Raw genomic sequence first — 25387 nt, forward strand, 5'->3', positions numbered from 1 at the left:
GACTTCGCAGAGGAGGTTCGAGTGAAGGCAACCCGCACACTCCGGGGACTGGTCGCCGGCGCAGTGGTTTTCGGCGCAGTGGTTTTCGGCGCGGTGGCCTCGGTCCAGCCGGCTATGTCGCGTGCCGACACCGGCACGGTGCTGCGCTTTCCTGCGAGCGATTCGAACATCGGCGTCAGCACACTCGAACTGGTGGATCACGATCGCGACGATCCGTGGACGCCGGGCCGTGCGCGATCCATCCCGGTGACGGTCACCTATCCCGCCGGATTCGCCGCGGGCGGAACCCGCTCGCTTCCCGTCGTCCTCTTCTCGCCGGGCTTCTATGTGCCGCGGACCCTGTACACGGTCGCCGCCGAGGACCTCGCGAGCCGCGGCTACGTGGTGATCAGCATGGATCACACGGGTGAGGCCCTCGCGACGGTGTTCCCGGACGGCCGCGTCGTCACGGCCCAGATCACCGATCCGTACTCCGCCGACACCCAGAAGAAGGCGCTCGACACCCGGGTGGAGGATGCGAGGTTCGTCATCGACACCGTCGAATCCCTGTCCCGCGGCGACGACCCCGACGGGATCGGCCGGCTACTGCCGGACGGTCTTCCCGGGGCCGTCGATCCCGACCGGATCGGGATGTTCGGTCATTCGATCGGCGGAGCCACGACCACGCAGGTCCTCCTCGACGATCCGCGTGTCGACGCCGGAGTCAATGTCGACGGAGCGCTCCTGTATGCGAACACGGCGAGCCCGATCGTCTCCCAGGATCCCGGCACCCCCCTACTCAGCGTGCTCAACTCGCGTCACGCCGAGAGCCCCGAAGGCCGGGAGAGGTTCTGGGGGCAGTATTTTGCGACCCCCCGGTCCTGGAGCAAGGTCTACGCACTGCGGGACACCGGGCACTTCAGCTTCACCGACGCCGAGCACTACGTCCCGCAGGCGATCCCCGACCCCCCGGGGATGGATGTGCCCGCCGGCTTCAGCCTCGGCACGGCTCCCCGCCAGGAGGTGGTCGACACGACGAACGACCTCGTGGCGGGGATGTTCGACCGCTTCCTGAAGGGGGACCCGGCACCGGAACTCGACGACGCCGCGTCGCGGTACCCGCTGGTCTTCGAGGTGCGTTAGCGGGCTGCCACGCGTTCGCCGCGGCGTGCCTCGCGGGCGAGCGCGCGGTCCCGGGATTCCTCGAACCGGGCCGCCTTGGCTTCCAGGTTCTGCAGGAACGCCGCGAGTGCCTCGCGGCAGCGTTCACCGTCCGGTCCGAAATCGTTACGCTCGAACATGTTCCACTTGCGAAGCACGGGCAGGACGACGTCGTCGAGGTGCTGGCGCAGGTCGTAGATCCCGCCCTTCGCGATCAGGACCGCGTTGCGGCGGAAGTTGTGCATTCCCGCGCCGGGCATCTGGAAGTTGGTCACCACCTTGTGGATCGCGGCAATCGCCTGATCGGGTGCGACGTCCAGGGCGGCACCGACGATGTTGCGGTAGAACATCATGTGCAGGTTCTCGTCGGCCGCCACCCGGGCCAGCATCCGGTCCGCGATCGGATCACCGCACGCCTTACCCGTGTTCCGGTGCGACACCCGGGTGGCCAGTTCCTGGAACGTCACGTACGACACCGAATCCAGCATGGACCCACCGCCGGGATCGAAGCCCTGGGTCATGTGGTCCATCCGGGCCAGCTCGAGCGCTACCGGGTCGACCCCGCGCGTCACGACCAGATAGTCCCGCATCACGATCGAATGCTTGTTCTCCTCCGCGGTCCACCTGCCCACCCACGTGCCCCAGGCGCCGTCGAGTGAGAAGTGCTGGGCGATCTCGCGGTGGTAGGACGGCAGGTTGTCCTCGGTCAGCAGATTGGTGATCATCGCCGCCCGCGCGGTGTCGCTGAGCCGGGACTGCTCCGGATCCCAGTCCTCGCCGCCCAGCGCGGCGAAGTTGCGGCCGTCGTCCCACGGGACGTAATCGTGGGGATGCCAGTCCTTGGCCATGGCGAGGTGCCGGTTGACGTTGTCTTCGGCGACGTCCTCGAGTTCGTGCAGCAGTTCGCGGTCCGTGAGTACGCGGCTCACAAGGGCACTCCGTTTCTGTTCTGTCAGTATCCGATTCGCAGGATCAGTTGTGGATAGCCCGGCACGTCGAGTCGACGTGCCAGCCGATGCGCCGAATCGTCGACGCGAAGCGGGTGGGAGAGCACGGAGGCGCCCAGCCGGGCGTCGACGGCGGTCAGCCACGCCCGTTCGACCGAGATTCCGGTGCGGACCAGGTCGATCGACTCCTGCGTGTCCGACACGAACACGAGGACGGTCTCTCTCTCGATCGCCGCGGCGAGTCGTGCCGAATCGGGGACGCCGCGGGTGACGACGGTCCGGATTGGGTCCACCGACTCGTGACCGCCCTGCGGCAGCCAGTGCGACGTCCACGGGAAGAGGTCGCGCTGGTGGCCGGGATCCTGCCGAACCCGGTCGGCGGAATAGAGAAGCACGTCGGCGAGCGCGGGCGCCTCGTCCGCGGCGAGCAGCCGAGCACGGACGCCCTCCATCTCCGCCGCGGCGACGATGTCGGCGATGGTTGCCGCGGGAACCGGTATGTCGGCGAATGCTTCTCGATGACTCCGACGGCGGGCCATGGCGGAGAAGAGCCTCAGCTCGGTGCTCGACGGGGAAGCTGTGCCCACGGCCCGAACGGTCGCGACGAGGTCGGGCCTGCGCGGATCGGGCAGCAGGTCGGTCTCGATCGTCTTGCCGAGCGCCCGCAGCGCGAGTTCCACGTTCGCGACACCCGCACCGCACGAGATCACGCGGTCGGCACGCGGTGTGTCCGTGAAACCGCGACGCTCCGTGACCTCCGCGCACCTGCCGTCCAGCCGCAGATCCCACGGCTGCGTGTCGTGGACCGACGGAGCCGAGACGATGGCGCGGGAGACCACCTCGATGTCACTGAGCGACCAGCTGTTCATCGCGACCTCCACTTGTGGTGTCCGGGTGTTCCCCCGCAACCTCAGTTTTCCGCGCACCGCGCCGCCTGCGCTTGGGTCGAAGGTCCCCAATGCGTGAGGGAGAGGTCCCGGAGGGGTGGGCACCGGTCGCCGGCGCGGTACGGTTCGAGGAGAAGACGGTGGAGGTGCAGACATGACCACGCGGGTGTTCCTGGTCGACGACCACGAGATCGTGCGACGAGGCCTGGTCGACCTACTCGGCAGCGTGCCCGACCTCGAGGTGGTCGGGGAGGCCGCGTCCGTCGGCGAGGCGATGGCACGGATCCCGGGCAGCGGCGCCGACGTCGCTGTGCTCGACGTCCGGTTGCCCGACGGCAACGGCGTCGAGCTGTGCCGGGACCTCCGCGCGGCCCTGCCCGAACTGCGGTGCCTGATGCTCACGTCGTACTCCGACGACGAAGCGCTGTTCGACGCCATCATGGCCGGCGCGTCCGGATTCGTCCTCAAACAGATCCTCGGCACCGACCTGGTCGCGGCCGTGCGGACGGTGGGGGAGGGCGGTTCGCTGCTCGACAGCAGGGCGACATCAGCGCTGATGAACCGGATCAGGTCCGCGCGCCGGGAAGACCCGCTGGCGGAACTGTCCGAGCAGGAACGCGCCGTGTTCGAGTTGATCGGCGAGGGGCTCACCAACCGGGAGATCGCCGAGCGGCTCTTCCTCGCCGAGAAGACGATCAAGAACTACGTGTCGCGGCTGTTGTCCAAACTCGGGATGCAACGACGCACGCAGGCGGCCGTGCTGGCCACCGAACTACGCAACCAGCGCTGAATTCTTCATCACGTCAACGGAACCCGCCAGGTGACGACGGTCCCACCGCCGGCGGCGTCGACGGTGCAGATGCCGCCGCAGTGCTCGGCGCGCCGATCGAGGTTGTCCAGTCCGCTGCGCCGGGCGCCGTCGGCGATCCCGATGCCGTCGTCCGCGACCGTCACGGTGAGGTCGTCCCCGGCGGCCACCGAGATGTCGATGGTGGTGGCCCGCGCGTGCCGCAGCGCATTGCTCAGGGCTTCCCGCAGCACCGCCTCCGCGTGCTGGTGGATGCGGCTGGGCACGAGAGTGTCGATGGCGCCGGAGAACTGGACGTTCGGCGCGATCGGTGACTGGGACGTGAGGTCGCCGATCACGTCGAGGAGGCGACGGCGCAGACTGGTCGCGGACGCGATGCCGGTGGCCTGCAGATCGAAGATGGTGGTGCGGATCTCGCGCACCGTGCGATCGAGTTGCTCGACTGCGGTGGCCACGATGGAGCGCACGCCGTCCGGGACGTCCCCGACCGCGTGCGTGCTCTGCAGGCTCATGCCGGTGGCGAACAGTCGCTGAATGACGTTGTCGTGCAGGTCGCGCGCGATCCGGTCGCGGTCGGCGAGCACTGACAGCAGGCGTTGCTTGCTCTGCTGATCGGAGAATTCCACCGCGACTGCAGCCAGGTCGGCCACCGATTCGAGTCGGGCGACCTCGTCCGGATCCCATGCAGTGTTGCCCCGGGCCGTGACCACCAGGATCCCGCCGACCCCCGACGCCGTCGACAACGGCAGCACCGCGGCCCGGCCCGCCTCGGCGGAGAACGGTGCGAGACCGCCGAGACCCGTCAGCAGTGCGGGAGTGCGGGAGCGCAGCACGTCGGCGAACGGCTCCGCCTGGGTGGCGATTCGGAAGGTGTCGCGCAGTGGCCGCACCGTGCTGTCCGCCCCGACCACCGCGCCCTCGCCGAGCGTGACGACGATGAAGACCTCGTCGCCGCTGGACAGTTCACGTACCTCGGCGGCGAGTGTGTGGAGCGTTTCGTCGAGTGATCCGCCGACCATCAACCGGGACGTGATCGCCGCGACGGCCGTCAACCACCGCTCCCGCGTCCGCGATTCCTCGAACAGCCGCGAATTCTCCACCGCCACGCCTGCCGAGGTCGCGAGCGCGCGCAGGATCACCTCGTCCTCGTCGGTGAACTCGGGTCCGCTCAGTTTCTCGGTGAGATAGATGCTTCCGAAAACCTTGCCCCGCATCATGATCGGCATGCCCAGGAAGCTCTTCATCGGGGGATGATTGGGCGGGAAGCCGATCGACCCCGGGTGATCGGCCAGATTGGCGAGGCGCACCGGGCGAGGGTCGTGGATCAGCAGTCCCAGCAGGCCGAGGCCTTCGGGCAGATGGCCCATGTCCGCACGCTCTTCGGGCGTGATGCCCTCGTAGACGAACTCCGACAGGCCCCCGTCGGGGGCGTGGACACCGAGGGCGCCGTACCGGGCGTCGAGCAGGGACGTCGCCGAAGTGACGATGCGCTGCAGGGTGGAATCCAGCTCGAGTCCCGACCCGACCACGAGGACCGCCTCGAACAGGCGCTGCAGACTTCGGCGGGTGGGGACCACGTCGGCGAGCCCCTCCCGAAACTCACTGATCCTCGCCTCGTGCCCACCGTCCGATCCCATGTCTGCAGCATAGGTCCGGGGGCGGCGTAACGCCGCGAACCGCGGCGTCGATAAGGGCTCGAGTGTTTACTCATTCGAACTAATGCTTACCCATTGACGTGACGAGGGAGAAGAAGAATGAATCGACGGCACTTCGGGCGACGGGTCGCGGCAGGTCTGACCGCTGCAGTGGCAGCGACGATGATGTTCACCGGTGTCGTGTCGGCGCAGCCCGCAGATTCCGCCCCCGTCGTCGACCCGGCCACCGCGATCGCGAAGCTGCGCACCGTCGCCGCCGGGAACCCCGAGGCCGAAGCCGCGCTCGAGCGACTCGCCGCGTCGCCGACCGACACCGCGGCAACGAACATCGCCCTCCCCGGCCAGATCTTCCAGATCCCCGCGTACTCCGACACCGGGCAGGGCGGTCCGGTCCTCGGACAGCTGTACGGCGCGGGCGTGGCGACCAACATGAGCAACCAGTTCCGCTTCGGATTCTTCGGCGGACCGGGCGTCATCGCGAACGACCAGACCGGCGCCGAACTGGACGTCGTCTACTACAGCTTCGCCACCGGTGCCAGCGGCATCGTGAAGCTGGACCAGAACAACGTCGCGGTTCCCACGGTCGTCTCCTCGCCGCCGGTCGCCGGGCTCGGCAGTGGTCTCGTCGTGGCGGCCGTGTACGGCTCGCTGAACCATCAGGTGGGACCGAACGTCGTCAAGAGCACGATCTGGTGGCCCACCCTGGGCACCGTGCTCGCCTGACCGTTCGAGAACTCAGGTGGCAGGTTCGGCTCCCGGCCGGGCCTGCCACCACTCTCTCCAGCGCTCTTCGAGTTCGGCCCACTCCTCGTCGTCCAGGTCGTAGGCCGCCAGCAGGATCTGCGCGCCGCCGTTGGGGCGTGCCGCGTTGACGGGCTGCTCGCCGAACTGCAACAGTCCCGGGCCGAGGTCGTCGACACTCACCGCGGTCTGGTGTTCGCCCACGAAACACACCACCCCGTGCAGCAGATCGCCCGTCTCGGCGACCACGGTGAAATGATCGCCGACCGTCATGCCCTCGAGTTTGTCGAGGCCGAGCAGGTGCCGCGCCGAATCACCCTCCGCGACCGGACCTTCGAGGAACAGCGTGCGACGCTCGTCGAGTCCGTGCCGCTCGATGCCGAACTTGAGGAACTGCAGGAACGTGGTCCAGCCCTCGGTGACGTCGTCGTACCAGTCGTCGGCGGCGGGGTCGCCGCTGCGGGGCGGGCGGGTGATCCGCACCAGCGTGGTGCCCTCGTGCTCGTGGAGACTGAACTTGTCGGCGCCGTTCAGGGCGAGAGTGAAGGCGGCGGCGTCCTCCTTCACGTCGTCGAAGTAGATTTCCCTGATCTCGTCGGCCAGGCCGGCGTAGTCCCAGCCGTGCCAGCGCCGGATCAACTCCGGGTCGCGCAGGGCAGGCCACACCACCGACGGCGCCGCAGCGACAGACACCTCGATCACGGGCTGGGATTCGGTCACGCGTTCTCCTGCGTCTTCACTGTTGCCGGTCCGACATGAACCACCGACCGCCAGAAATGCACCACCATGACGACGAACGCCACGCACCACACGGTGAATGCACACCACAGTTCGGCACTACCGACGATACCGACGAGCGGAAGATGGTCCGCACGCCCCAGGTAGATGCCGGCGACCGCGTACATGCCGAGCGGGAACACGATGCTCCACACGGTGGCGTCGTAGCGCAATGGCACCTTGTTCGCGACGTGACGCCACCATCCGGCGGCCACCAGGACCGGGATCAACCACGTCGCGAACGCCCAGAACACCACCGCGAGCCCCCCGATGAGGCCGCGCGTGGCGTTCACCATCGGCGCATCCTCCATCTCGACGATGCGGGCACCGGCGAGGACGGTGATCGCACACGCACCCATCGACACCCAGTACGGCGCCGTGAGGTCCCGGGGCCGGAGCGGATACAGCATCATCCGCGCGGCGACGGCCACCGACTGGGCGGCGACCACCCAGATGAACCAGGTTCCGTCGGCGCGCGCCACCACCGGACGTTCCGAGGTGCCGAGGACGGCGGTCCACGGAACGACGTAGCCGAGCACGATCCAGGTCAGTGCCGCGACGGCGAGCAGCACCGCGGTGACGGTATGGTGGCCGTCCATCGCCAGGCGCACGCCGAGCACGTCGGTCCCCGCGATGAACGTGAAGAATCCGAATCCGCGACTCGCATCGGGCAGGTCGTCGACGACCTCGCGGCGGTACCCCACGAGCCGCCAGAGCTCCGAACGGAATCTTCGACACGGTCGAGCACGACCGTCACATGGCGACGGTGAGGAGGAACGCGACGTCCTCGATCGCCTCGACGCTGTGCCGATCGGTCGGAAGGACCAGCAGATCGCCGGTGGAACCCTTCCACGAGTCCTCGCCGGACACGAGGTTCAGTTTGCCGCTGAGAATGAACAGGGTGGCCTCGCCCGGGCTCTCGTGTTCGGCCATCTTCTGGCCCGCGGCCAAGGCGATGACAGTCTGTCGGAGGCTGCGCCGATGCCCGCCGTACACGGTCTGCGAACTGCGGCCGCTGGACGTCCCGCCTGCCAACTTCAGTTGCTGACGGGCAAGGGCGGTCAGTGACTTCTTGTCCATGAGGTGAGTATGAACCACTGCGCGCACCGTCACCCGTCGAATGGGGTAACGGTGCGGCGGCAAAGGGGGTGCCGGTCAGCGCCGGGTGAGGGCCCAGCCCTGGGCTGCGGCGAACGCGCCGACCACCACGGCCTGCAGCAGCACCCAGACGACCCCGACGGTGGTGAGGTGCTGCCACTCCGTCAGCACCAGGGCCACGCTCGCGCCCACCCAGACGACGTTCGCGAGGACGACGGCGTCCACTGCGGCCGGCGCGGGACGGTCCGGCACGCTCACCGCCCACACCCCGGCGGTGAAGACGAGCAGGAAGACGCCGATGGCACGAAGGAAACCGGCAGTCGGGCCGAGGACGTCGTCGAGCACGGTGGCGGCGGCGAGGTAGGCGACCCCGTTGGCGCCGGTGACGACGGCGTCGACGCGGAGGGCGAGGCGCAGTGGGGAGAGAGCGGTGCGGGTTTCGAGTGCGGCGATCATGGCGGCGGTCCTCACGTGAGACGAGTGAACGGGTACGTCACTCAGACTCGGGCCGAAACCGAATGCTCTCAATTACCTCGCAGGTAATGCCCGGGTGTAGGTGATCCACCGGTACCGGGTGCCGTTCTTCTCCGACGTGCGCCACTCGCCGGTGTCCTGTGCGTGCCAGGAGTCGTCGATCGGGGGTGCCCAGGCGTCGCCGTCGATCGTGACGTCGATCTCGGAGACCAGCAGGTGGGTGGCGAGCGGCATTGCCGCCGTGTAGATCTGGGCGCCGCCGATGATGCAGACGTCCTCGTCGGTGAGCGCGAGCGCCGAGTCGATCCCGTCGGCGGACTCGGCCCCCTCCGCGGTCCAGTCGGGCTGACGGCTGATCACGATGTTGCGCCGGCCGGGAAGGGGCCGGAATCTCGGGGGCAGCGAGTCCCACGTTCTGCGGCCCATGATCACGGGGTGGCCCTGCGTCACCTTCTTGAAATACGCCATGTCCTCGGGGACGTGCCACGGGATCGTGTTGTCGAGGCCGATGACGCCGCCGACGCCCTGGGCCCAGACCAGCTTGACCTGACGCGCCGCCACTAGACGGCCACCGGCGCCTTGATGGCGGGATGGTGCCGGTAGTCGACGATCTCCACGTCCTCGAAGGTGTAGTCGAAGATCGAGTCCCGCTTGTTCAACTTCAGCGTGGGGTACGGCAACGGCTCCCGGCTCAACTGCTCGGTGACCTGGTCGACGTGATTGTCGTAGATGTGGCAGTCGCCGCCGGTCCAGATGAAGTCGCCCGGTTCGAGCCCGGCCTGCTGCGCCACCATGTGGGTGAGGAGCGCGTAGCTCGCGATGTTGAACGGCACGCCCAGGAACAGGTCGGCGCTGCGCTGGTACAGCTGGCACGACAGCTTGCCGTCCGCGACGTAGAACTGGAAGAACGCGTGGCACGGTGCCAGCGCCATCTGCGGGATGTCGCCGACGTTCCACGCCGACACGATGATGCGACGCGAGTCCGGGTTCGACTTCAGCGTCTCGATGGTCTGGGTGATCTGGTCGATGTGCTCGCCCGACGGGGTCGGCCAGCTGCGCCACTGCACGCCGTACACCGGGCCCAGTTCGCCGTCCGCGTCCGCCCACTCGTCCCAGATCGTGACGCCGTTGTCCTGGAGCCACTTCACGTTGGAGTCGCCGCGCAGGAACCACAGCAGTTCGTAGACGATCGACTTGAGGTGCACCTTCTTCGTGGTGACCAGCGGAAACCCGTCCGCGAGGTTCCAGCGCATCTGATGACCGAAGACGCTCTTCGTGCCGGTCCCGGTGCGGTCTGCCTTCGGGGTGCCCGTGTCCATGACGAGTCGGAGCAGGTCTTCGTACGGGGTCGGCACAGTCACGGCGTCCAGTTTAAGGCGCTCCCCGCCCGTGCGCCTTTTCGGTAGCTGGAACAACCGGAAAGGCGCACGAGCGATAGCCTGCCGCCATGCGTGAACTCTTCGTGATCGGCATCGGCGCCGGCGACCCCGACCAGGTGACGGTCCAGGCGATCAAGGCGATGAACAAGGCCGATGTGTTCTTCGTCATCGGCAAGGGCGACGAGAAGCAGGACCTCGTCGATCTCCGCACCACGATCCTCGAAGAGCACGTCACCGGCCCGTACCGCGTCGTCGACATCGTCGATCCGCCCCGCGACCGCACGCCGTCCGACTACGAGGGCGTGGTGGACGACTGGCACGAGCGCCGGGCGGCACTGTTCGAGGCCGAGTTCGCGTCCGAGCCGGGGGTCGGGGCGATCCTCGTCTGGGGTGACCCGTCTCTCTACGACAGCACGTTGCGGATCGTCGAGCGGGTGCTCGCGCGCGGCAACGTGTCGTTCGACTACTCGGTGATCCCGGGCGTCACCAGCGTGCAGTCGCTGGCCGCGCAGCACCGGATCGTGCTCAACCGGATCGGCGAACCCGTGCACGTCACGACCGGCAGGCGACTGGCCGAGGGCCTGCCCGACGGCGTCGACAACGCGGTGGTCATGCTCGACGCCCACTGCACGTTCACCCAGGTTCCCGGCGACAACGTCCAGATCTGGTGGGGTGCCTACCTCGGCACACCCGACGAGGTGCTGATCTCGGGTCGCCTGCGCGAGGTCGAGGACGAGATCCAGCGGGTGCGCGCCGAACTGCGCGAACGCAAGGGCTGGATCATGGACACCTATCTCCTCCGCAGGTGAGTGCGAAAGCGTCGAGGAGCACACTTCGGCGCTCACCTACCGTTAGCCTGGGACCATGCCCGAGCTGCCCGAGGTGGAGGCGTTAGCCGAGTTCCTGCGTGAACACGCCGTGGGAGCGGTCGTCGGCCGAGTGGACGTGGCGGCCCTGAGCGTGCTGAAGACTTTCGACCCCCCGATCACCGACCTGCAGGGTCGCGACGTGACGGGCGCAGCCCGGTTCGGCAAGCACCTCGCACTCGACTGCTCCGGGTTGTGGCTCGTCACACACCTGTCGCGTGGGGGCTGGTTGCGCTGGACCGACAACCCGTCGGCGGCGCCGCCGAAGCCGGGGAAGGGCCCGCTGGCGCTGCGAGTGCACTTCTTCACCCCGGAGGGCGCGACGCCGGCGTTCGACCTGACCGAGGCGGGCACCAAGAAGCGGCTCGCGGTGTGGGTGGTGCACGACCCTCAGGAGGTGGAGGGGATTGCCCGGCTGGGGCCCGACGCGCTCGCCGTCACCGAACCCGAGTTCGCCGCGCTGCTGTCCACGACGTCGGCGCGGATCAAGAATGCGCTCGTCGACCAGTCGCTCCTCGCCGGGGTCGGAAATGCCTACTCCGACGAAATCCTGCACACCGCAAAGATTTCCCCGTTCGCCACGTCGCGCACCCTGCCGGATGACCAGGTGCACGTGCTGTACGACGCGATGCGGTCCGTGCTGAGCGATGCCGTCCAGAGGTCGCTGGGCCAGGATGCGGCGCGGCTGAAGGGGGAGAAGCGATCCGGCATGCGGGTTCACGCCCGGACCGGCCTCCCCTGTCCGGTCTGCGGCGACACCGTCCGGGAAGTGTCGTTCGCGGAGAAGTCTTTTCAGTACTGCGCGACGTGTCAGACCGGAGGCAAGGTGCTCGCCGACCGCCGGATGTCGCGGCTGCTGAAGTAGGCGTCGGCGCGAAACCGTGCCCGCATATAGTTGTGACCATGCGTGAACAGGCACCCGTACGGTTCGGTACACCTCTGACGGCAGGCGCGACGCGCGTGATGCTGCTCGGGTCGGGTGAGCTGGGCAAGGAAGTGATCATCGCCCTCCAACGGCTGGGGGTGGAGGTGATCGCCGTCGACCGCTACGACAATGCGCCGGGCCACCAGGTGGCGCACCGCGCGCACACGATCGACATGAGCGACCCGGACGCGCTGTTGCGTCTCGTCGAGGAGGAACGACCGCACTTCGTGGTCCCCGAGATCGAGGCGATCGCCACCGACGCGCTGGCCACGGTCGAGGAGCGCGGCACCGCCGTGGTCATCCCCACCGCCCGGGCGACGCAGCTGACCATGAACCGTGAGGGGATCCGGCGCCTCGCGGCGGAGGAACTGGGGCTGCCGACGTCGCCGTACGAGTTCGCCGAATCGCTCGAGGAGGTCCGGGCGGCCACCGAACGCATCGGCTTTCCCTGCGTGATCAAGCCGGTGATGTCGTCGTCCGGCAAGGGGCAGTCCACGGTGCGCGACGCCGGCGACGTCGAGACGGCCTGGGAGTACGCGCTCGCGGGCGGCCGCATCAATCACGGCCGCGTCATCGTGGAAGGGTTCGTCGACTTCGACTACGAGATCACCCAGCTCACCGTCCGGGCGATCGGTGCCGACGGCGAGGTGGGCACCTTCTTCTGCGAGCCCATCGGGCACCTGCAGGACTCGGGCGATTACGTGGAGTCGTGGCAGCCGCAACCGATGAGCGACGAGGCACTCGCCCGGTCGCGGGAGGTGGCCGAGAAGGTGACCACGGCGCTGGGCGGCCGCGGGATCTTCGGTGTGGAACTGTTCGTTAAGGGCGACGACGTGTACTTCTCGGAGGTCAGTCCGCGCCCGCACGACACGGGGCTGGTCACCCTTCGGACGCAACGACTCTCGGAGTTCGAACTGCACGCCCGCGCCATCCTCGGCCTGCCCGTCGACACCACCCTCACGACACCCGGTGCGTCCGCGGTGATCTACGGCGGCGTCGACGCCACGGGTATCGGCTTCGAGGGCGTCGCCGACGCGATGGCGGTGCCGGAGACGGACCTGCGATTGTTCGGCAAGCCCGAGAGTTTCGTGCGCAGACGGATGGGTGTCGCCGTGTCCACGGGACCGGACGTCGAGACCGCGCGCAGCCGTGCGCGGGAGGCGGCATCCCGCGTCGAGCCCGTCGCGTGAGTCCGGTCGCCGAATTCCTCGTCGGCCTGGCCGTCGTCATCGGGCTCGTCGGAATCGTCATCCCGATCCTGCCCGGCACCATCCTCATCTTCGCCGCAATCCTGGTGTGGGCCATCATGACCGGCGGCGCGACGGCGTGGACGGTGTTCGCGGTCGCAACGGTGTTCCTCGTGATCAGCGGCGTCGTCAAATACACCTGGCCCGGTAAACGGATGCGCACGGCCGGGGTTCCCAACATGTCGCTGATCGTCGGCGGACTGGCCGGGATCGTGGGGTTCTTCGTCGTTCCCGTAGTGGGATTGTTCCTCGGCTTCATCGCGGGAACGTATGTGGCTGAGCTGTACCGGTTGCGTGCGCACAACCGGGCGTGGGCGTCGACGTGGCACGCCTGCAAGGCCGTCGGACTGTCGATGCTGATCGAACTGCTCGGCGCCCTGATCGCCTCGGGTGTGTGGCTGGCTGCGGTGGTCGCGACGTAGGTCGTTCGAAATCGTCGCCGAGGGGTATCCAGAAGCGTCCTCCACCTGCGATGATGAAATGCGGATGTTGATCTTCCCGGCTAGCGGAGGAATACGCCGTGAACAAGAAGACGACCTGGATCCTGGCGCCCCTCGCCGCCGTGGCCCTCTCCCTGAGCGGCTGCGGCGACGACTCGTCCGACTCGGCGGCACCGAGCACGACCAGCGCAGCCGCCACGAGCAGCGGCGAAGCGGCGCCCGCGTCGAACATGATGGAGAAGGTTCCGTCACCTTTCGTGATGACCCCGCAGATGGAGCCGACCTACGTCGGTTCGGTCGACGGATCCGACGCGTACGTCGCGCTGGCCAGGTCCGGCGACGAGATGATCGCCTTCCTGTGCGACGGCGACCAGATGTGGACATGGATGACCGGCACCATGGACGGCGACAAGGCGTCGCTGTCCTCGCCGGACGGAGCGACCCTCACCGCGTCGATGAGTGACGGCACCGTGACGGGGCAGGTCAGCGCGCCGGGCATGCCCGACAAGGCGTTCGTTGCCCACCCGGCCGGCGCCGACGAGGGCATGTTCCGGGCAACCACCAACCGCGACGGCGCCGACTACACCCTCGGCTGGATCATGACCGCCGACGGCGTCCGGGGGCTCGAACGGCAGGCCAACGGTTCGACCGCAGGCGGCATCGCCGTCGACCGGAATGACGACCAGATGGACGATCGGCAGCGTGAGCGGCGGCAGGAACGCCGCGAACAGCTCGACTGCGACGAGATGAACAACTACAACACGTGGCTGGTGTCGCAACCGCAGACGCCGCCGGTGGCCGAGATGGTGTCGATGAACAGTGTGCAGATGGAAGGCTGTTGACAAGGGGCCTACGTGCTAGCAGGTTCCTCCGGGAGTGTCGCAGCGGTACCAGGCGCGTGCGTTGCCGCCCATGACGGCGTCGAAGTCGTCACCCACCGCGTCCGCGACGATGTCGATATCGCTGTCCTGGAACACTCTTCGGGAACGGCTACCCGGAAGGTCGGTACCGAACATCAGCGCCTCGGGGTTGACGGCGTGGATCCTGCGCAGCACGTCGCCGACGTTCTCGATGGTGGTTCGCCCGAACCCGGTGGCCTTCACCCGGACTCCTCGGTCGACGAGGTCGAGCAGGTACGGCAGACCCCGTGTCGACATCCCCAGGTGGTCGATGCACACCGCGGGCAGCTTGGCGAACACGGGCTCGAGCGACAGCAGCAGCGTGGCGTCCACGTAGAACTCGGCGTGCCAGCCGGCCAGCTCGTATGCACGGAGGGCCTGCTTGGTGAGGAGTTTCACGTCGGTCGCGCTGCGCCGGAGGTTGAATCGGACGGCGCGAACCCCGGCGCGATCGAGTTCGAGGATGCTCTCGTCGGTGGCGTCGGGCTCCATCTGGGTGACGCCCACCCAGCTGGGGCCGAGCTCCGCGAGCGCCGCCTTCAGGTAGTTCTGATCGGTGCCCTGATACGAGGCCGTGACGACGGCGCCGCCGTCCACACCGAAGCCTTCCGTGCGCGCCCGGTAGTCGGCGATGGTGAACGGCTCCGGGAGGTAGCCGTGGTTCTCGACCACCGGGAACCGGGGGTCGATGATGTGAACGTGGGCGTCAAACACGACTTACATCCTGCCTTGTGCGGGGGACACGCCGAGTCGCGGAGCGGTCCGCGAGTGCTGGTACGAGCGTCCTACACCTACGTCTCAGGCTCATTAGGGTGAGGTCATGGGAAATCGCGAAGACCTGATCGACGGCGCCGCGCGCAGCCTGTACGAAAAGGGATACTCGCGGACGACGGCCCGGGACATCGCGTCGGCATCCGGGGTGAGCCTCGCGGCCATCGGCTACCACTTCGGGACCAAGGAGACGCTGCTCCACGCCGCGCTGTACCGGGAGATGGCACGCTGGGGTGACGACCTCGCGACGGCCGCCGCGAAGAAGATCGAACCCGGCATGAGTCCCACGGAACGGTTCGAGGCCATCTGGACCGGTGTCATCGAGTCGTTCACCGCCCATCGTCGGTTGTGGATGCTGCAGTTCGAACTGCTCGGGCACCTGGACTCCCTGCCGGAATTGAGAAAGAACCTGGTGGCGTCGACCGCCGATGCCCGCGACGGGTTGGTCGAGCTCTTCGGTGACGCGGGCATCGAGCCGGGCCGGGCGCACACGCTGGGCGCGCTGTACCAGGCGCTGCTGCTCGGCGTCGCGGAGCAGTGGCTGGTCGACCCCGACCACGCGATGTCGGCCGAGGAACTGCTCACGGCGTTGCGGGCGCTGTCGTCACACCTGGCCTGAGACGACGGAAGGGAACCTCCCGCAGGAGGTTCCCTTCACACCGATTCGGAAGATCAGGCCTTGTCGGGCTCGCTGGCCTTGAGCATGTCTTCGCGCTCGACGACCTTGATCCGCTCCCGGCCCTCGGGCTCGCCCAGGCTGCGCTCGTGCGCGTCGAGGCGGTACCAGCCCTGCCAGGTGGTGTACGGGACCTGCTTGCCCTCGAGGAAGTCGATGATCGCGTCCTCGGACGGGTTGGCGGGCTCGGCGAAACCGGACCGGTCCTCGAGCAGGTTCGCGACGGTCTCGTTGGCGTCACCCTTGGTGTGGCCGATCAGGCCGACCGGGCCGCGCTTGATCCAGCCGGTGACGTAGGTGGCGGGCATGAACCGGTCGTTGCCCTCGGCGGAGTCGTCGGCGATGACGCGTCCGGCCTCGTTCGGGACGGTGCCTGCCTGCTCGTCGAACGGTAGCTTGGCGATGTTCTGCGACAGGTAACCCACCGCGCGGTACACGGCCTGCACGTCCCAGTCGTTGAACTTGCCGGTGCCCTTGACGTTGCCGGTGCCGTCGAGCTGGGTGCGCTCGGTGCGCAGACCGACCACCTTGCCGTCTTCGCCGAGCACCTCGGTGGGCGATTCGAAGAAGTGCAGGAACAGCTTGTGCGGACGGTTGCCCACGTCGCGGATGGCCCAGTCCTGCAGGGTGTTGGCGACCATGTCGACCTGCTTGGAGTTGCGGCGCGCCTGCTCGGAGCCCTCGTCGTAGTCGATGTCCTCGGGGTCGACGATGACCTCGATCGTCGGCGAGTGGTCGAGTTCACGCAGCTCGAGGGGGGTGAACTTGGCCTGCGCGGGTCCGCGCCGACCGAACACGTGGACCTCGACGGCCTTGTTGCCCTTGAGTCCCTCGTAGACGTTGGCGGGGATCTCCGTCGGCAGCAGTTCGTCGCCGGTCTTGGCGAGGACGCGGGCGATGTCGAGGGCGACGTTGCCGACACCGAGGACGGCGACCTTCTCGGCCTCCAGGGGCCAGGTGCGCGGGACGTCGGGGTGGCCGTCGTACCAGGAGACGAAGTCGGCGGCGCCGTAGCTGCCGTCCAGTTCGATGCCCGGGATGTTGAGGGCGCGGTCGGCGTTGGCGCCGGTGGAGAAGATCACCGCGTCGTAGAAGTTGTGCAGGTCTTCGAGGGTGATGTCGCTGCCGTAGTCGATGTTGCCCAGCAGGCGCACCGACGGCTTGTCGAGCACCTTGTGCAGGGCGGTGATGATGCCCTTGATGCGCGGGTGGTCGGGTGCGACGCCGTACCGGATCAGACCGAAGGGGGCAGGCATCCGCTCGAAGAGGTCGATGCTGATCCCGCCGTCAGACGCGGCATCGGATTTCATGAGAGCGTCGGCTGCGTAGATACCGGCGGGGCCGGCACCCACGATCGCAACGCGCAACGGACGTGTCTGATCAGTCATCTGGAGCGAACTACCTTCTGATGGGCGGACAACGAAACCTCAGCTTAAATTAAGCCCAGCCTAATCGGGTGGCCGAGGTGCGGCAGACAGGGCAGAGCCCATTCTCGGGACGCACGCCTGTAGAGGGTAGTCGCCTTCGTCTTGGGGGGTCACAAACACGATTTGTAGGGGCTGCTCTATACACTCGTGGCCACGCCGAGATCGAAGGGAAGTCATGTCCGGTTCGAGCGAATCGCCCCAGCGCGACGCGGAAGGCACCGAAGATCCGGTGGATCCGCGGCGCACCACGGCGGTGCCGTTCATCGCCGCCGTCACCGTCATCGTCGTCATCCTGGTCGCCATCGTCGTGTCCAGCAGGCTCTCGCCCGCCGACGAGAACGTCACGGAAGCGGACCGCATCAACCGTTCGGTCGCCGACTTCATCCAGGCCCACAACCACGACGACGCCGATCTGCAGAAGACGCTGGTCTGCGCGTCGTGGTCCGACGACCGGTCGGTGCTCCGGGACCGGGAAGGCGAGGTCACGCTGAAGGGCGTCAAATCGTCGGAGGTCAACGGGGACCGTGCCCGCGCGGAGGTCCGGGTCAGCGCCGACGACGGCAAGGGCGAGACGACGGATACATGGCAATTGACGCGGGACGGCGAGACATGGGTCGTCTGCAACTGACCGTTGCCCGGAAGGGCGCACCGAACAGGGTTGTGAAAAGCTGACATGGTGAGTTACGCAGGCGACATAACGCCGGAGCATGCCTGGGAGCTGCTCCGCGAGAATCCCGACGCTGTGCTCGTGGACGTGCGGACGGACGCCGAGTGGAAGTACGTCGGCGTGCCCGACACCACCTCGCTCGGGCGGAAGACCGTGCTGATCGAATGGGTCAGCTACCCGACGGGCACTCGTAACGACAACTTCGTGGACCAGCTGAAGGAGGCGGGGATCGCGGGTGGCGAGAATGCCCCGGTGATCTTCCTGTGTCGTTCCGGCCAGCGGTCCATCGGTGCGGCGGAGGCCGCGACAGCGGCGGGCATCGGCCCGTCGTACAACGTGCTCGACGGTTTCGAAGGCGGCCTGGACGCCGAAGGTCATCGTGGGGCGGTCGGCTGGCGGGCTTTGGGCCTGCCGTGGAGGCAGTGGTGAGTGCAATTCCTCAGGGCGGCGCGTTTCAGAAGGCGCTGCCGGACGACATCGGCCAGGGCACGATCAGCGTGCGCGGAGGAACCCTCCGCTCCGGTTTCGAAGAGACGTCCGAAGCGATCTTCCTGAACTCCGGTTTCGTGTTCGAGAGCGCGGGAGCGGCCGAGGCGTCGTTCACCGGCGAGATCGACCACTTCGTCTACTCCCGGTACGGCAACCCGACCGTGAAGATGTTCGAGGAGCGGCTGCGCCTCATCGAGGGCGCGGAAGCGTGCTTCGGCACGGCCAGCGGCATGTCCGCGGTGTTCACCGCGCTGGGTGCGCTGCTGAAGGCCGGCGACCGGCTGGTTGCGGCACGCAGCCTGTTCGGCTCCTGCTTCGTGGTGTGCAACGAGATCCTGCCCCGCTGGGGTGTGGAGACGGTGTTCGTCGACGGTGAAGACCTCGACCAGTGGGAGAAGGCTCTGTCCGAGCCGACCACCGCGGTGTTCTTCGAGACACCGTCGAACCCGATGCAGACGCTCGTCGACGTGCCCCGGGTGACGGAACTCGCGCACGCCGCCGGCGCAAAGGTCGTGCTGGACAACGTGTTCGCGACGCCGCTGCTGCAGCACAGCCTGGAGTTGGGTGCCGACATCGTCGTCTACTCCGGCACCAAGCACATCGACGGCCAGGGCCGCGTGCTCGGCGGGGCGATCCTCGGACCGAAGGACTACATCGAGGGGCCCGTCCAGAACCTGATGCGCCACACCGGGCCGGCGCTGAGCCCGTTCAACGCGTGGACGCTCCTCAAGGGGCTCGAGACGATGCCGATCCGGGTGCGGCACTCCGTCGGGTCCGCACTGGAGATCGCACAGTTCCTCGAGGGCCACTCCGCTGTCGACTGGGTCAAGTACCCGTTCCTCGAATCGCACCCCCAGTACGAACTCGCGAAGCGACAGATGAGCGGCGGCGGCACCGTCGTCACGTTCGCGCTGAACGCATCCGAGGGCGAAGCGAAGAAGCGGGCATTCGAACTCCTCGACGCCCTGCGGTTGGTCAACATCTCCAACAACCTCGGCGACTCCAAGTCGCTCATCACCCACCCCGCCACCACCACCCACCGGGCGATGGGCCCGGAAGGTCGTGCAGCCGTGGGCATCACCGACGGCGTCGTCCGGCTGTCCGTGGGACTCGAAGACACCGCGGACCTGCTGACGGACCTGGAGCAGGCGCTGGCATAGGCGGCTCCGCCGCTCGTGCGCCTTCTGGTTGTTCCAGCAACCAGAAAGGCGCACGGGTGCGAAGCTCCTAGAGGTCGAGGCTCGTCGCCGGCGTGACCGCGTCGAGGTGCCCGGCTGTGGTCCCGTCCTGAGTGTCGTACCGCCGCGCGCTCCCGGCGAGACTCGCCGACATCTCGGCCACAGTCCGCTGCAACAATTCCCGCCGATCGTCGAGGTAGGACGTGAACCGGCCGAACGCGACGCCGGCCGCCTCCGGCCACGCCGCACCCGAGTCGGCCAGGGCCGCGTCGGTGGTGTTCAGCTGTGAGGACGCATCGTCGAACAGGACGTCGAGCTGACCGGCCGCTGCGCGGAGGGCCGCGGTGTCGACGTGGATGGAACCGCTCATTATCGATCCTTCGTGTCGGTCGAGCGAGATCGGACTCCCGCGGACGCGATCGATCCGTTAGGGTACGGGCATTATGCATCCTGGGGGGGATCGTGAATCTGAGGGACATTGCCCAGTGGGACACCCACGCGCTGCACGCCGTGCAACGGTCGCTGTCCGCGCGGGCGGCGACGATCCGTTTCGTGCAGGACCGTCTCGCCGACATCGGCCGGTTGCCGGCATGGCAGGACGACGCCGCGGACGCCGCACGTCGGCGGTTCCGGAGCGCCGCGGATGATCTGAGCGGCGAGGCCGCGGCGATCGCCGTCGTCGAGAAATTGGCCCGCGACCTGGTCGACGCGGTCACGCACCTGAAGACCGAGCTCGAGGGCGTCCGGGAAGCGGCTGCCGCCCACGGTATGGCCCTGTCCGACAATGGGGATGTCACCGATGGATCGCCCGTCGACGCCTCAGTGGCAGCGCGTCGTGAAGAACTCCGTGCCGCCGCCCGCGCGCTGATTCTGCACGCGGAGGACCTCGTCGCCGACGCGGCCGCCGTCCTCACGCGGGCCGCGGACGGCGCGACCGAACCCGGTGAGGCGGATCGCCCGGGCACCGGACTGTCCGCCCCGGCGCCCCCGCCGGACGGCTCCCCGCTCGACAACCGCGCGTACTGGGACGCCCTGCCGGCAGCGCAGCGCCGCGAGGTGATCGAGCAGCATCCCGAATGGGTGGGAAATCGCGACGGCATCCCGTCCGCGGTGCGGCACGAGGCGAACGTGACCCGGTTCGACGACGAGCGGTCGCGGTGGGAGACGGAACGAGACCGACTCCGGGACAGGCTGGACCACACCATGTTCGGTGGAACATTCACCGACGACGACGCCGAGCTGTGGTACGCCGAGCAGAAGTTGCGGGACCTCGACAACCTCGAGGAACTCGTGCGCGATCACCCGGACGGCAGGCTGATGCTGCTCGACCTGCAGTCGGGTGAGCGGACGATGACCGCATTCGCACTCGGCGACCCGGACACCGCCGACCACATCTCCGTCACCACACCGGGCATCGACACGACCGTCGCCTCGCTGCGCGGGATGACCGAGGAGGCGGCGGCGCTGAAAGCCGAGACCGAACGGCAATTGGACCTGGCCGGCCGCTCGAGCGATTCGGTGTCGACGATCGCGTGGCTGGGGTATCAACCGCCGACCACCACCGGTCCGGGCAATTTCGATGTGCCGTTCATCGACCAGAATCTCGGGCGTGGATGGCTCGTCGATTCCTGGCAGTCCGACCGCGCGACCGCGGGTGCACCGAAGCTCGCCGCGTTCTACGAGGGCCTCGACGTCGCCTCGCAGACGCCCGATCCGCACATCACCGCGCTCGGCCATTCGTATGGTTCGTACACCCAGGGCCTGGCCCTGCAGAACGCGGGACCGCGGCAACCGGTCGACGACGCCGTGTTCTACGGGTCGCCCGGGTTCCACGCGAACGACGAATCGGATCTCGGTTTGACACCCCGGCACGGGTTCGTGATGCGCGCACACGACGACCCCATCACCGTGGCAGACGGGTTCGGCAGGCTCGGCCCCGATCCGGTGCAGACGGACCTCGAACAACTGTCGGTGCGCGAGGCGTCGACCCCCGACGGCGTGCAGCGGGAAGATGCCAACGGGCACAGCGAGTATCCACGGCCGAGCGGCAACGGAGAGTTACGGACGTCCGGCTACAACATGGCGGTGATCGTCGCGGGCATGCCGGAACTGGCGATCCGGTGACGGTCCGCGGCGAATGGGCAATGAAGGCGGTCGCCGTGATCGGCGCGGCGATCCTGACGAGCGGATGTGGTGGCGTGACGAACAACCCGTACAACTTCAGCGACGAGGAGATCGCTGCGGCGGCGGAGAGCCTGAGCGGCCGGCCGACACTCGCGGTCACCGAGCGGCACGTCACCGATACGCTGGTGCGGATGAGCGAGGCCGTCGCTGCGATAGCACCGGACGTCCGGTGGCGGTGGCATCGCGAACGCAGCCAGGGCGGCGGGTGCCCGGGACCGTTTGCGTACACGGAGGGGCTTTCCGTCACCACGCAGGTATTGCTGTCCGACAACCCGATCGGCGACGCCGACTGGCCCGCCGTGCTGGCCGCGGCCCGTGCGATCGCCACCGACGCCGGAATGGACCGGCTCGACGTGCACGCCGATCGACCCGGACGCCACGACGTCACGTTCGCCGGTGGGGACGGGAACCGGATCACGTTCGGGACGTACCGGGCAGCGGCCATCAGGGGCATCACCGGCTGCCGCCACCCGTGAGTACTTGTTAACGTCCCGCGGTTTGTGCTGTCTACGTAGATGTGAGACACGGGTGTCTACGTAGATGTGAGACAGATTTTAGGCGGGGCGGAGTTTGCCTTGGTAGCGCTTGGTGTGGTCGAGGTGTAGGTGGCCGATCACGTCGCCGTCGGTGGTGTAGGCGGTGACGTGGTCGTCGTCGCGCAGCAGGGTGACGGTCTGTCCGGCCATCTTTCGGCCGACGCTCAGGCGGGCGCGGGAGTCGACGCACACGGTGCCGGTGGAGGAGACGACGAGGGCGTGCACGGTGGCGTCGTGTTGGATCGGAAGGTGCTGTGGCCCACCGTGGATCGCCGCATTCCGCCAGGCCTGCAGCGGTGGCATCTTGACGGCGCTGTGCGGGCGTTCGGTGTTGTAGAACCGCTGGTAGGTCTCGCACAGTTGCTGCAGTTCGGCGGTGGTGGCCGCGGTGGTGGGCCGTGCGGCCAACCATTGCTTGAAGGTGCGGTGGTGGCGTTCGACCTTCCCGCAGGTCTGCGGGTGATACGGGGTGGAGTGGATCAGCCGGGCCCCGGCCTGCTCCACGACCCGGGTGAAGCCGGAGATGCCGCCCTTGGTGCGGCGGGAGGTGAACGCGCTGCCGTTGTCGGCGAGCACCAACGCCGGGATCCCGAAGCCGGTGAACGCGGCGGTGATCGCCGCGATCGCCCCGGCGGCGGTCTCGGCGTCCGCGACCCGGGTGGCGACCAGGGTGCGGGTGCAGTCGTCGAGGACCTCGAAGACGACGACCTTCTCGCCGGTGGCCAACCGGACCTGGGTGGCGTCGATCTGGTAGCAGTCGCGGGGGTTGCGGTAGCAGAACCGGCGGTACGACGATTTCGGGCGTTTCTTCGGTTCCGGGATCACCAGGTCGTAGCGGGAGAGGATCGTGTTGATCGTGGCCCGGGACGGGATGGTCCAGCCCTCGGCGGCCCAGTCGTGTTTGTCGGCGACGGCCTGCAGGTGGTAGGCGATGGTGTCGGCGCCGCGCTCGTGGTGGGGCAGGTTCAGGCGGAGCCGCACGATTTCGATCTCGACCGGTAGTGGGGTGGCGTGTGGGCAGGAGGTGGGCCGGCGGGACCGGGTGGTCCACCGGCCCTCCTCCTCGATCCGTTTCTTGTGTCGGTAGGCGGTGGCGCGGGAGATCCCGTGGTCGGCGCACCAGCGGGCGAAGTTCCCGTCGAACATGTCGGCGCCGGTGGCGTGGGCGAGCACCAGCAGGGCGTGTAGCAGGTCCATGACGGCATCCGTTCCGGTCATGAACCAAGTTCACGACCAGTCAGGTGCCTCACACCTCGTCGACGGCAGCGTGTCTCACATCTGGGTAGACATCATCTGTCTCACATGTCCCCAGACTCAACAAACCACGGGCGGTTAAGAAGTACTCACGGGCGGCGGAGCCGCATCGCCGCCGAACGGATCCGACGTGCGGCCGACCAGATCGGCGACCGATTTGAGCACCGCGGTGGGGCGGTAGGGGAACAGTTCCACCGAATCCCGCGTCGAAATTCCGGTGAGGACGAGGATGGTCTGCAACCCGGCCTCGAGCCCGCAGACGATGTCGGTGTCCATGCGGTCGCCGATCATCAATGTGTTCGCGGAGTGCGCGCCGATTGCCCGCAGCGCCGAGCGCATCATCAGCGCATTCGGCTTGCCCACGTAGTACGGGTCGCGACCGGTGGCCCTGCTGATCAGTGCCGCAACGGATCCCGTGGCCGGAAGGGAACCCTCCCTGGACGGCCCGGTGGGGTCGGGGTTGGTGGCGATGAAGCGAGCGCCCCTCTCCACCAGACGAATTGCGGTGGTGATGGCCTCGAAGGAGTAGGTGCGGGTCTCGCCGAGGACCACGTAGTCGGGATCGTTCTCGGTGAGGACGTACCCGATGTCGTGCAGCGCGGTGGTGAGCCCGGATTCGCCGACGACGTACGCGCTGCCGCCCGGACGCTGGCTCGCCAGGAACGTCGCGGTGGCCAGGGCGGACGTCCAGATCGATTCCTCGGGAATGTCCAGGCCGGTGCGGAGCAGACGGGCGCGGAGGTCGCGCGGAGTCCTGATCGAATTATTGGTCAGCACGATGAACGGGGTACCCGACTCCCGGAGTTCAGCCAGGAACAGGTCGGCCCCGGGGACCAGGTGCTCTTCGTGGACGAGAACGCCGTCCATGTCCATGAGGTAGGTCCAGCCCGGGTGCTCTACGTCGTTGCTCACCGACTCAGTATGAGGGAGTGGCAGGGTGCATGCGCGACTATGCGAGCAGCCGGAACAGACCGATGAGGCCGACGACGACGATGGTTCCCCGCAACGCGGTGGGCGACAGCCTGCGGCCGTAACGGGCGCCGAGGACGCCTCCGAGCAGCGAGCCCACCGCGATGAGGCCGGCGGCCGCCCAGCTGATCCGGTCGAAGGCCACGAGCGTGTACGCGGTCGCGGCGACGACGTTGACGATGAGCGAGAGCAGGTTCTTCGCGCCGTTCATCCGTTGCAGGCTCTCCGGCAGGATCGCGCCCATCACGCCCATCAGCAGGATGCCCTGCGCAGCGGTGAAGTATCCGCCGTACACGCCCACCGCGAACGTGCCGACGGTCAGCAGGGTGAGGCGCGCCGGGCTCAGGCCCGCCTCGTGGCTGCCGCGCTGCTTCGCCCAGGCCTGGATCTTCGGCTGCAGCACCACCAGGATCAGGGCGAGGATCAGCAGCACCGGGACGACGAGTTCGAACACAGTTTCGGGCAGGTGCAGCAGTAGCCACGAGCCGAGAATCGCACCGCACAGTGACGCCGGGATCTGCCACCGCAGCCGCGGTCCCTGCCCGGCCAGTTCCCGCCGGTACCCCCACGTGCCGGACACGCCGCCGGCAACCAGGCCGATCGCATTCGACATCGTGGCGGTCACCGGAGGGAACCCGAATGCCACCAGGGTGGGGAAGGTGATGAGCGTGCCGCTGCCGACGATGGCGTTGATCGCGCCCGCGCCTACGCCGGCTATCAGGATCGCGATGACTTCGAGTGGTGTCACCGAGGCGACGTTACAAGGGTCTCCGGAGGCCCGGCAGCCGGGTCGCGCCACCGTGGAGATGCAGGGCTGCACGCATCATCCAACCGCATGGATCTCCGTCTGTCAGTACTTCTGCGCACGGTGATTCTTGCGTGCGATCCTCACCATTTCCCCTGTGTCGCAGGGAAATACCCCGTGTTGACGGGTCCCGGGAATGCGGCTAGTG

At 67.8% G+C, this 25387-nt stretch carries 28 protein-coding genes and 1 pseudogene; 14 read left to right on the plus strand and 15 right to left on the minus strand.

What is annotated here, in order from left to right:
* Positions 1 to 21 precede the first annotated feature (21 nt).
* Positions 22 to 1122: an alpha/beta hydrolase family protein gene (locus tag OYT95_RS27385; protein ID WP_268789638.1), complete on the plus strand. Its 1101-nt coding sequence runs from the start codon at positions 22 to 24 to the stop codon at positions 1120 to 1122.
* Here OYT95_RS27385 and OYT95_RS27390 read toward each other — a convergent pair.
* Together OYT95_RS27390 and OYT95_RS27395 are read right to left on the minus strand one after the other, a co-directional pair.
* On the minus strand, positions 1119 to 2069 hold the full coding sequence (locus OYT95_RS27390) for an acyl-ACP desaturase (protein ID WP_268789639.1): 951 nt from the start codon (positions 2067 to 2069) through the stop codon (positions 1119 to 1121). The two genes, OYT95_RS27385 and OYT95_RS27390, sit on opposite strands and share 4 nt — an antisense overlap.
* 23 nt (positions 2070 to 2092) lie before the next feature.
* A complete protein-coding gene (locus OYT95_RS27395) occupies positions 2093 to 2956 on the minus strand; it encodes a nitroreductase family protein (RefSeq protein ID WP_268789640.1) in 864 nt (287 codons plus the stop codon).
* Between the two features lie 172 nt (positions 2957 to 3128).
* Here OYT95_RS27395 and OYT95_RS27400 point away from each other — a divergent pair, with 172 nt between their 5' ends.
* Positions 3129 to 3764 carry a response regulator transcription factor gene (locus OYT95_RS27400; RefSeq protein ID WP_037230763.1) on the plus strand — a complete coding sequence of 212 codons (636 nt, stop codon included), beginning with the start codon at positions 3129 to 3131 and terminating at the stop codon, positions 3762 to 3764.
* 8 nt (positions 3765 to 3772) lie between these two features.
* Here OYT95_RS27400 and OYT95_RS27405 read toward each other — a convergent pair whose 3' ends face one another.
* On the minus strand, positions 3773 to 5419 hold the full coding sequence (locus tag OYT95_RS27405; protein ID WP_128641472.1) for a sensor histidine kinase: 1647 nt from the start codon (positions 5417 to 5419) through the stop codon (positions 3773 to 3775).
* A 117-nt stretch (positions 5420 to 5536) separates the two neighbouring features.
* Here OYT95_RS27405 and OYT95_RS27410 point away from each other — a divergent pair, with 117 nt between their 5' ends.
* The gene (locus tag OYT95_RS27410) at positions 5537 to 6160 is read left to right on the plus strand and encodes a hypothetical protein (protein ID WP_009474921.1); all 624 of its coding nucleotides are present in this window, start codon (positions 5537 to 5539) and stop codon (positions 6158 to 6160) included.
* A 12-nt stretch (positions 6161 to 6172) separates the two neighbouring features.
* Here the strand turns inward: OYT95_RS27410 and OYT95_RS27415 are convergent, their stop codons facing one another.
* The 6 genes and pseudogenes from OYT95_RS27415 to OYT95_RS27440 all read right to left on the minus strand — a co-directional run bounded on the left by OYT95_RS27415 (position 6173) and on the right by OYT95_RS27440 (position 9888).
* Positions 6173 to 6898 carry an SRPBCC family protein gene (locus tag OYT95_RS27415; RefSeq protein ID WP_037230761.1) on the minus strand — a complete coding sequence of 242 codons (726 nt, stop codon included), beginning with the start codon at positions 6896 to 6898 and terminating at the stop codon, positions 6173 to 6175.
* Positions 6895 to 7668, minus strand: a pseudogene (locus OYT95_RS27420) (tellurite resistance/C4-dicarboxylate transporter family protein); the annotation flags it as partial. The pseudogene OYT95_RS27420 and the gene OYT95_RS27415, both read right to left, overlap by 4 nt.
* Positions 7669 to 7708: 40 nt before the next feature.
* Positions 7709 to 8035: a cupin domain-containing protein gene (locus OYT95_RS27425; RefSeq protein WP_005254209.1), complete on the minus strand. Its 327-nt coding sequence runs from the start codon at positions 8033 to 8035 to the stop codon at positions 7709 to 7711.
* Positions 8036 to 8110: 75 nt separating this feature from the next.
* Entirely contained in the window at positions 8111 to 8509 is a 399-nt protein-coding gene (locus tag OYT95_RS27430) for a hypothetical protein (RefSeq protein ID WP_037230760.1), read from the minus strand.
* A 72-nt stretch (positions 8510 to 8581) separates the two neighbouring features.
* Positions 8582 to 9088: a dihydrofolate reductase gene (locus OYT95_RS27435; protein ID WP_128641473.1), complete on the minus strand. Its 507-nt coding sequence runs from the start codon at positions 9086 to 9088 to the stop codon at positions 8582 to 8584.
* On the minus strand, positions 9088 to 9888 hold the full coding sequence (locus OYT95_RS27440) for a thymidylate synthase (RefSeq protein WP_105415229.1): 801 nt from the start codon (positions 9886 to 9888) through the stop codon (positions 9088 to 9090). Before OYT95_RS27440 ends, OYT95_RS27435 begins: the two co-directional genes overlap by 1 nt.
* An 86-nt stretch (positions 9889 to 9974) precedes the next feature.
* On the opposite strand from OYT95_RS27440, the gene cobF reads away from it, so the two are divergent.
* The 5 genes from cobF to OYT95_RS27465 all read left to right on the plus strand — a co-directional run bounded on the left by cobF (position 9975) and on the right by OYT95_RS27465 (position 14226).
* Positions 9975 to 10715: a precorrin-6A synthase (deacetylating) gene (gene cobF, locus OYT95_RS27445; RefSeq protein ID WP_037230757.1), complete on the plus strand. Its 741-nt coding sequence runs from the start codon at positions 9975 to 9977 to the stop codon at positions 10713 to 10715.
* Positions 10716 to 10770: 55 nt separating this feature from the next.
* On the plus strand, positions 10771 to 11637 hold the full coding sequence (locus OYT95_RS27450; protein ID WP_037230756.1) for an Fpg/Nei family DNA glycosylase: 867 nt from the start codon (positions 10771 to 10773) through the stop codon (positions 11635 to 11637).
* Between the two features lie 38 nt (positions 11638 to 11675).
* A complete protein-coding gene (gene purT, locus OYT95_RS27455; protein WP_128642363.1) occupies positions 11676 to 12887 on the plus strand; it encodes a formate-dependent phosphoribosylglycinamide formyltransferase in 1212 nt (403 codons plus the stop codon).
* On the plus strand, positions 12884 to 13366 hold the full coding sequence (locus OYT95_RS27460; RefSeq protein ID WP_128641474.1) for a DUF456 domain-containing protein: 483 nt from the start codon (positions 12884 to 12886) through the stop codon (positions 13364 to 13366). Before purT ends, OYT95_RS27460 begins: the two co-directional genes overlap by 4 nt.
* Positions 13367 to 13464: 98 nt before the next feature.
* Positions 13465 to 14226 carry a hypothetical protein gene (locus tag OYT95_RS27465; RefSeq protein ID WP_128641475.1) on the plus strand — a complete coding sequence of 254 codons (762 nt, stop codon included), beginning with the start codon at positions 13465 to 13467 and terminating at the stop codon, positions 14224 to 14226.
* Positions 14227 to 14241: 15 nt separating this feature from the next.
* On the opposite strand, the gene OYT95_RS27470 is transcribed toward OYT95_RS27465, so the two are convergent.
* Positions 14242 to 14997, minus strand: coding sequence for an amidohydrolase family protein (locus tag OYT95_RS27470; RefSeq protein ID WP_112300940.1), 756 nt, complete (start codon positions 14995 to 14997; stop codon positions 14242 to 14244).
* Between the two features lie 106 nt (positions 14998 to 15103).
* On the opposite strand from OYT95_RS27470, the gene OYT95_RS27475 reads away from it, so the two are divergent.
* Positions 15104 to 15673, plus strand: coding sequence for a TetR/AcrR family transcriptional regulator (locus OYT95_RS27475; RefSeq protein ID WP_037230751.1), 570 nt, complete (start codon positions 15104 to 15106; stop codon positions 15671 to 15673).
* Between the two features lie 53 nt (positions 15674 to 15726).
* Here OYT95_RS27475 and OYT95_RS27480 read toward each other — a convergent pair whose 3' ends face one another.
* Positions 15727 to 17118 (minus strand): FAD-dependent oxidoreductase, encoded by a 1392-nt coding sequence (locus tag OYT95_RS27480; protein WP_037230750.1) that lies wholly within the window; start codon positions 17116 to 17118, stop codon positions 15727 to 15729.
* A 214-nt stretch (positions 17119 to 17332) separates the two neighbouring features.
* Here OYT95_RS27480 and OYT95_RS27485 point away from each other — a divergent pair, with 214 nt between their 5' ends.
* The 3 genes from OYT95_RS27485 to OYT95_RS27495 are packed head-to-tail and all read left to right on the plus strand — an operon-like array spanning position 17333 to position 19473.
* Positions 17333 to 17785, plus strand: a complete 453-nt coding sequence (locus tag OYT95_RS27485; protein ID WP_268789641.1) for an Rv0361 family membrane protein — start codon at positions 17333 to 17335, stop codon at positions 17783 to 17785.
* Between the two features lie 48 nt (positions 17786 to 17833).
* On the plus strand, positions 17834 to 18253 hold the full coding sequence (locus OYT95_RS27490; protein ID WP_005562410.1) for a rhodanese-like domain-containing protein: 420 nt from the start codon (positions 17834 to 17836) through the stop codon (positions 18251 to 18253).
* Positions 18250 to 19473: an O-succinylhomoserine sulfhydrylase gene (locus tag OYT95_RS27495; protein WP_081792324.1), complete on the plus strand. Its 1224-nt coding sequence runs from the start codon at positions 18250 to 18252 to the stop codon at positions 19471 to 19473. Before OYT95_RS27490 ends, OYT95_RS27495 begins: the two co-directional genes overlap by 4 nt.
* A gap of 67 nt (positions 19474 to 19540) precedes the next feature.
* Here OYT95_RS27495 and OYT95_RS27500 read toward each other — a convergent pair whose 3' ends face one another.
* The gene (locus OYT95_RS27500; protein WP_268789642.1) at positions 19541 to 19861 is read right to left on the minus strand and encodes a type VII secretion target; all 321 of its coding nucleotides are present in this window, start codon (positions 19859 to 19861) and stop codon (positions 19541 to 19543) included.
* A 92-nt stretch (positions 19862 to 19953) separates the two neighbouring features.
* On the opposite strand from OYT95_RS27500, the gene OYT95_RS27505 reads away from it, so the two are divergent.
* The gene (locus OYT95_RS27505) at positions 19954 to 21615 is read left to right on the plus strand and encodes an alpha/beta hydrolase (protein WP_268789643.1); all 1662 of its coding nucleotides are present in this window, start codon (positions 19954 to 19956) and stop codon (positions 21613 to 21615) included.
* Positions 21612 to 22151, plus strand: coding sequence for an LppA family lipoprotein (locus OYT95_RS27510; RefSeq protein ID WP_328286514.1), 540 nt, complete (start codon positions 21612 to 21614; stop codon positions 22149 to 22151). Before OYT95_RS27505 ends, OYT95_RS27510 begins: the two co-directional genes overlap by 4 nt.
* 78 nt (positions 22152 to 22229) lie before the next feature.
* On the opposite strand, the gene OYT95_RS27515 is transcribed toward OYT95_RS27510, so the two are convergent.
* From OYT95_RS27515 to OYT95_RS27525, 3 genes are all read right to left on the minus strand, one after another.
* Positions 22230 to 23429 (minus strand): DDE-type integrase/transposase/recombinase, encoded by a 1200-nt coding sequence (locus OYT95_RS27515; RefSeq protein WP_268789645.1) that lies wholly within the window; start codon positions 23427 to 23429, stop codon positions 22230 to 22232.
* A 114-nt stretch (positions 23430 to 23543) separates the two neighbouring features.
* On the minus strand, positions 23544 to 24338 hold the full coding sequence (locus tag OYT95_RS27520; protein ID WP_052033043.1) for an HAD-IIA family hydrolase: 795 nt from the start codon (positions 24336 to 24338) through the stop codon (positions 23544 to 23546).
* 76 nt (positions 24339 to 24414) lie between these two features.
* The gene (locus OYT95_RS27525; RefSeq protein ID WP_268789646.1) at positions 24415 to 25182 is read right to left on the minus strand and encodes a sulfite exporter TauE/SafE family protein; all 768 of its coding nucleotides are present in this window, start codon (positions 25180 to 25182) and stop codon (positions 24415 to 24417) included.
* Between the last annotated feature and the right edge of the window lie 205 nt (positions 25183 to 25387).

Origin of the sequence: Rhodococcus sp. JS3073 (genome assembly GCF_026810085.1) — a bacterium.
Lineage (GTDB): Bacteria > Actinomycetota > Actinomycetes > Mycobacteriales > Mycobacteriaceae > Rhodococcus_F > Rhodococcus_F wratislaviensis.

Bases quoted from the DNA above. Each gene is read 5' to 3' on its own strand.
- OYT95_RS27405 (WP_128641472.1), bottom strand. From the start codon at position 5,419: ATGGGATCGGACGGTGGGCACGAGGCGAGGATCAGTGAGTTTCGGGAG.
- OYT95_RS27475 (WP_037230751.1), top strand. From the start codon at position 15,104: ATGGGAAATCGCGAAGACCTGATCGACGGCGCCGCGCGCAGCCTGTAC.
- OYT95_RS27480 (WP_037230750.1), bottom strand. From the start codon at position 17,118: ATGACTGATCAGACACGTCCGTTGCGCGTTGCGATCGTGGGTGCCGGC.
- OYT95_RS27450 (WP_037230756.1), top strand. From the start codon at position 10,771: ATGCCCGAGCTGCCCGAGGTGGAGGCGTTAGCCGAGTTCCTGCGTGAA.
- OYT95_RS27485 (WP_268789641.1), top strand. From the start codon at position 17,333: ATGTCCGGTTCGAGCGAATCGCCCCAGCGCGACGCGGAAGGCACCGAA.
- cobF (WP_037230757.1), top strand. From the start codon at position 9,975: ATGCGTGAACTCTTCGTGATCGGCATCGGCGCCGGCGACCCCGACCAG.
- OYT95_RS27410 (WP_009474921.1), top strand. From the start codon at position 5,537: ATGAATCGACGGCACTTCGGGCGACGGGTCGCGGCAGGTCTGACCGCT.
- purT (WP_128642363.1), top strand. From the start codon at position 11,676: ATGCGTGAACAGGCACCCGTACGGTTCGGTACACCTCTGACGGCAGGC.
- OYT95_RS27515 (WP_268789645.1), bottom strand. From the start codon at position 23,429: ATGACCGGAACGGATGCCGTCATGGACCTGCTACACGCCCTGCTGGTG.
- OYT95_RS27400 (WP_037230763.1), top strand. From the start codon at position 3,129: ATGACCACGCGGGTGTTCCTGGTCGACGACCACGAGATCGTGCGACGA.
- OYT95_RS27395 (WP_268789640.1), bottom strand. From the start codon at position 2,956: ATGAACAGCTGGTCGCTCAGTGACATCGAGGTGGTCTCCCGCGCCATC.
- OYT95_RS27500 (WP_268789642.1), bottom strand. From the start codon at position 19,861: ATGAGCGGTTCCATCCACGTCGACACCGCGGCCCTCCGCGCAGCGGCC.
- OYT95_RS27430 (WP_037230760.1), bottom strand. From the start codon at position 8,509: ATGATCGCCGCACTCGAAACCCGCACCGCTCTCTCCCCACTGCGCCTC.
- OYT95_RS27425 (WP_005254209.1), bottom strand. From the start codon at position 8,035: ATGGACAAGAAGTCACTGACCGCCCTTGCCCGTCAGCAACTGAAGTTG.
- OYT95_RS27520 (WP_052033043.1), bottom strand. From the start codon at position 24,338: ATGGACATGGACGGCGTTCTCGTCCACGAAGAGCACCTGGTCCCCGGG.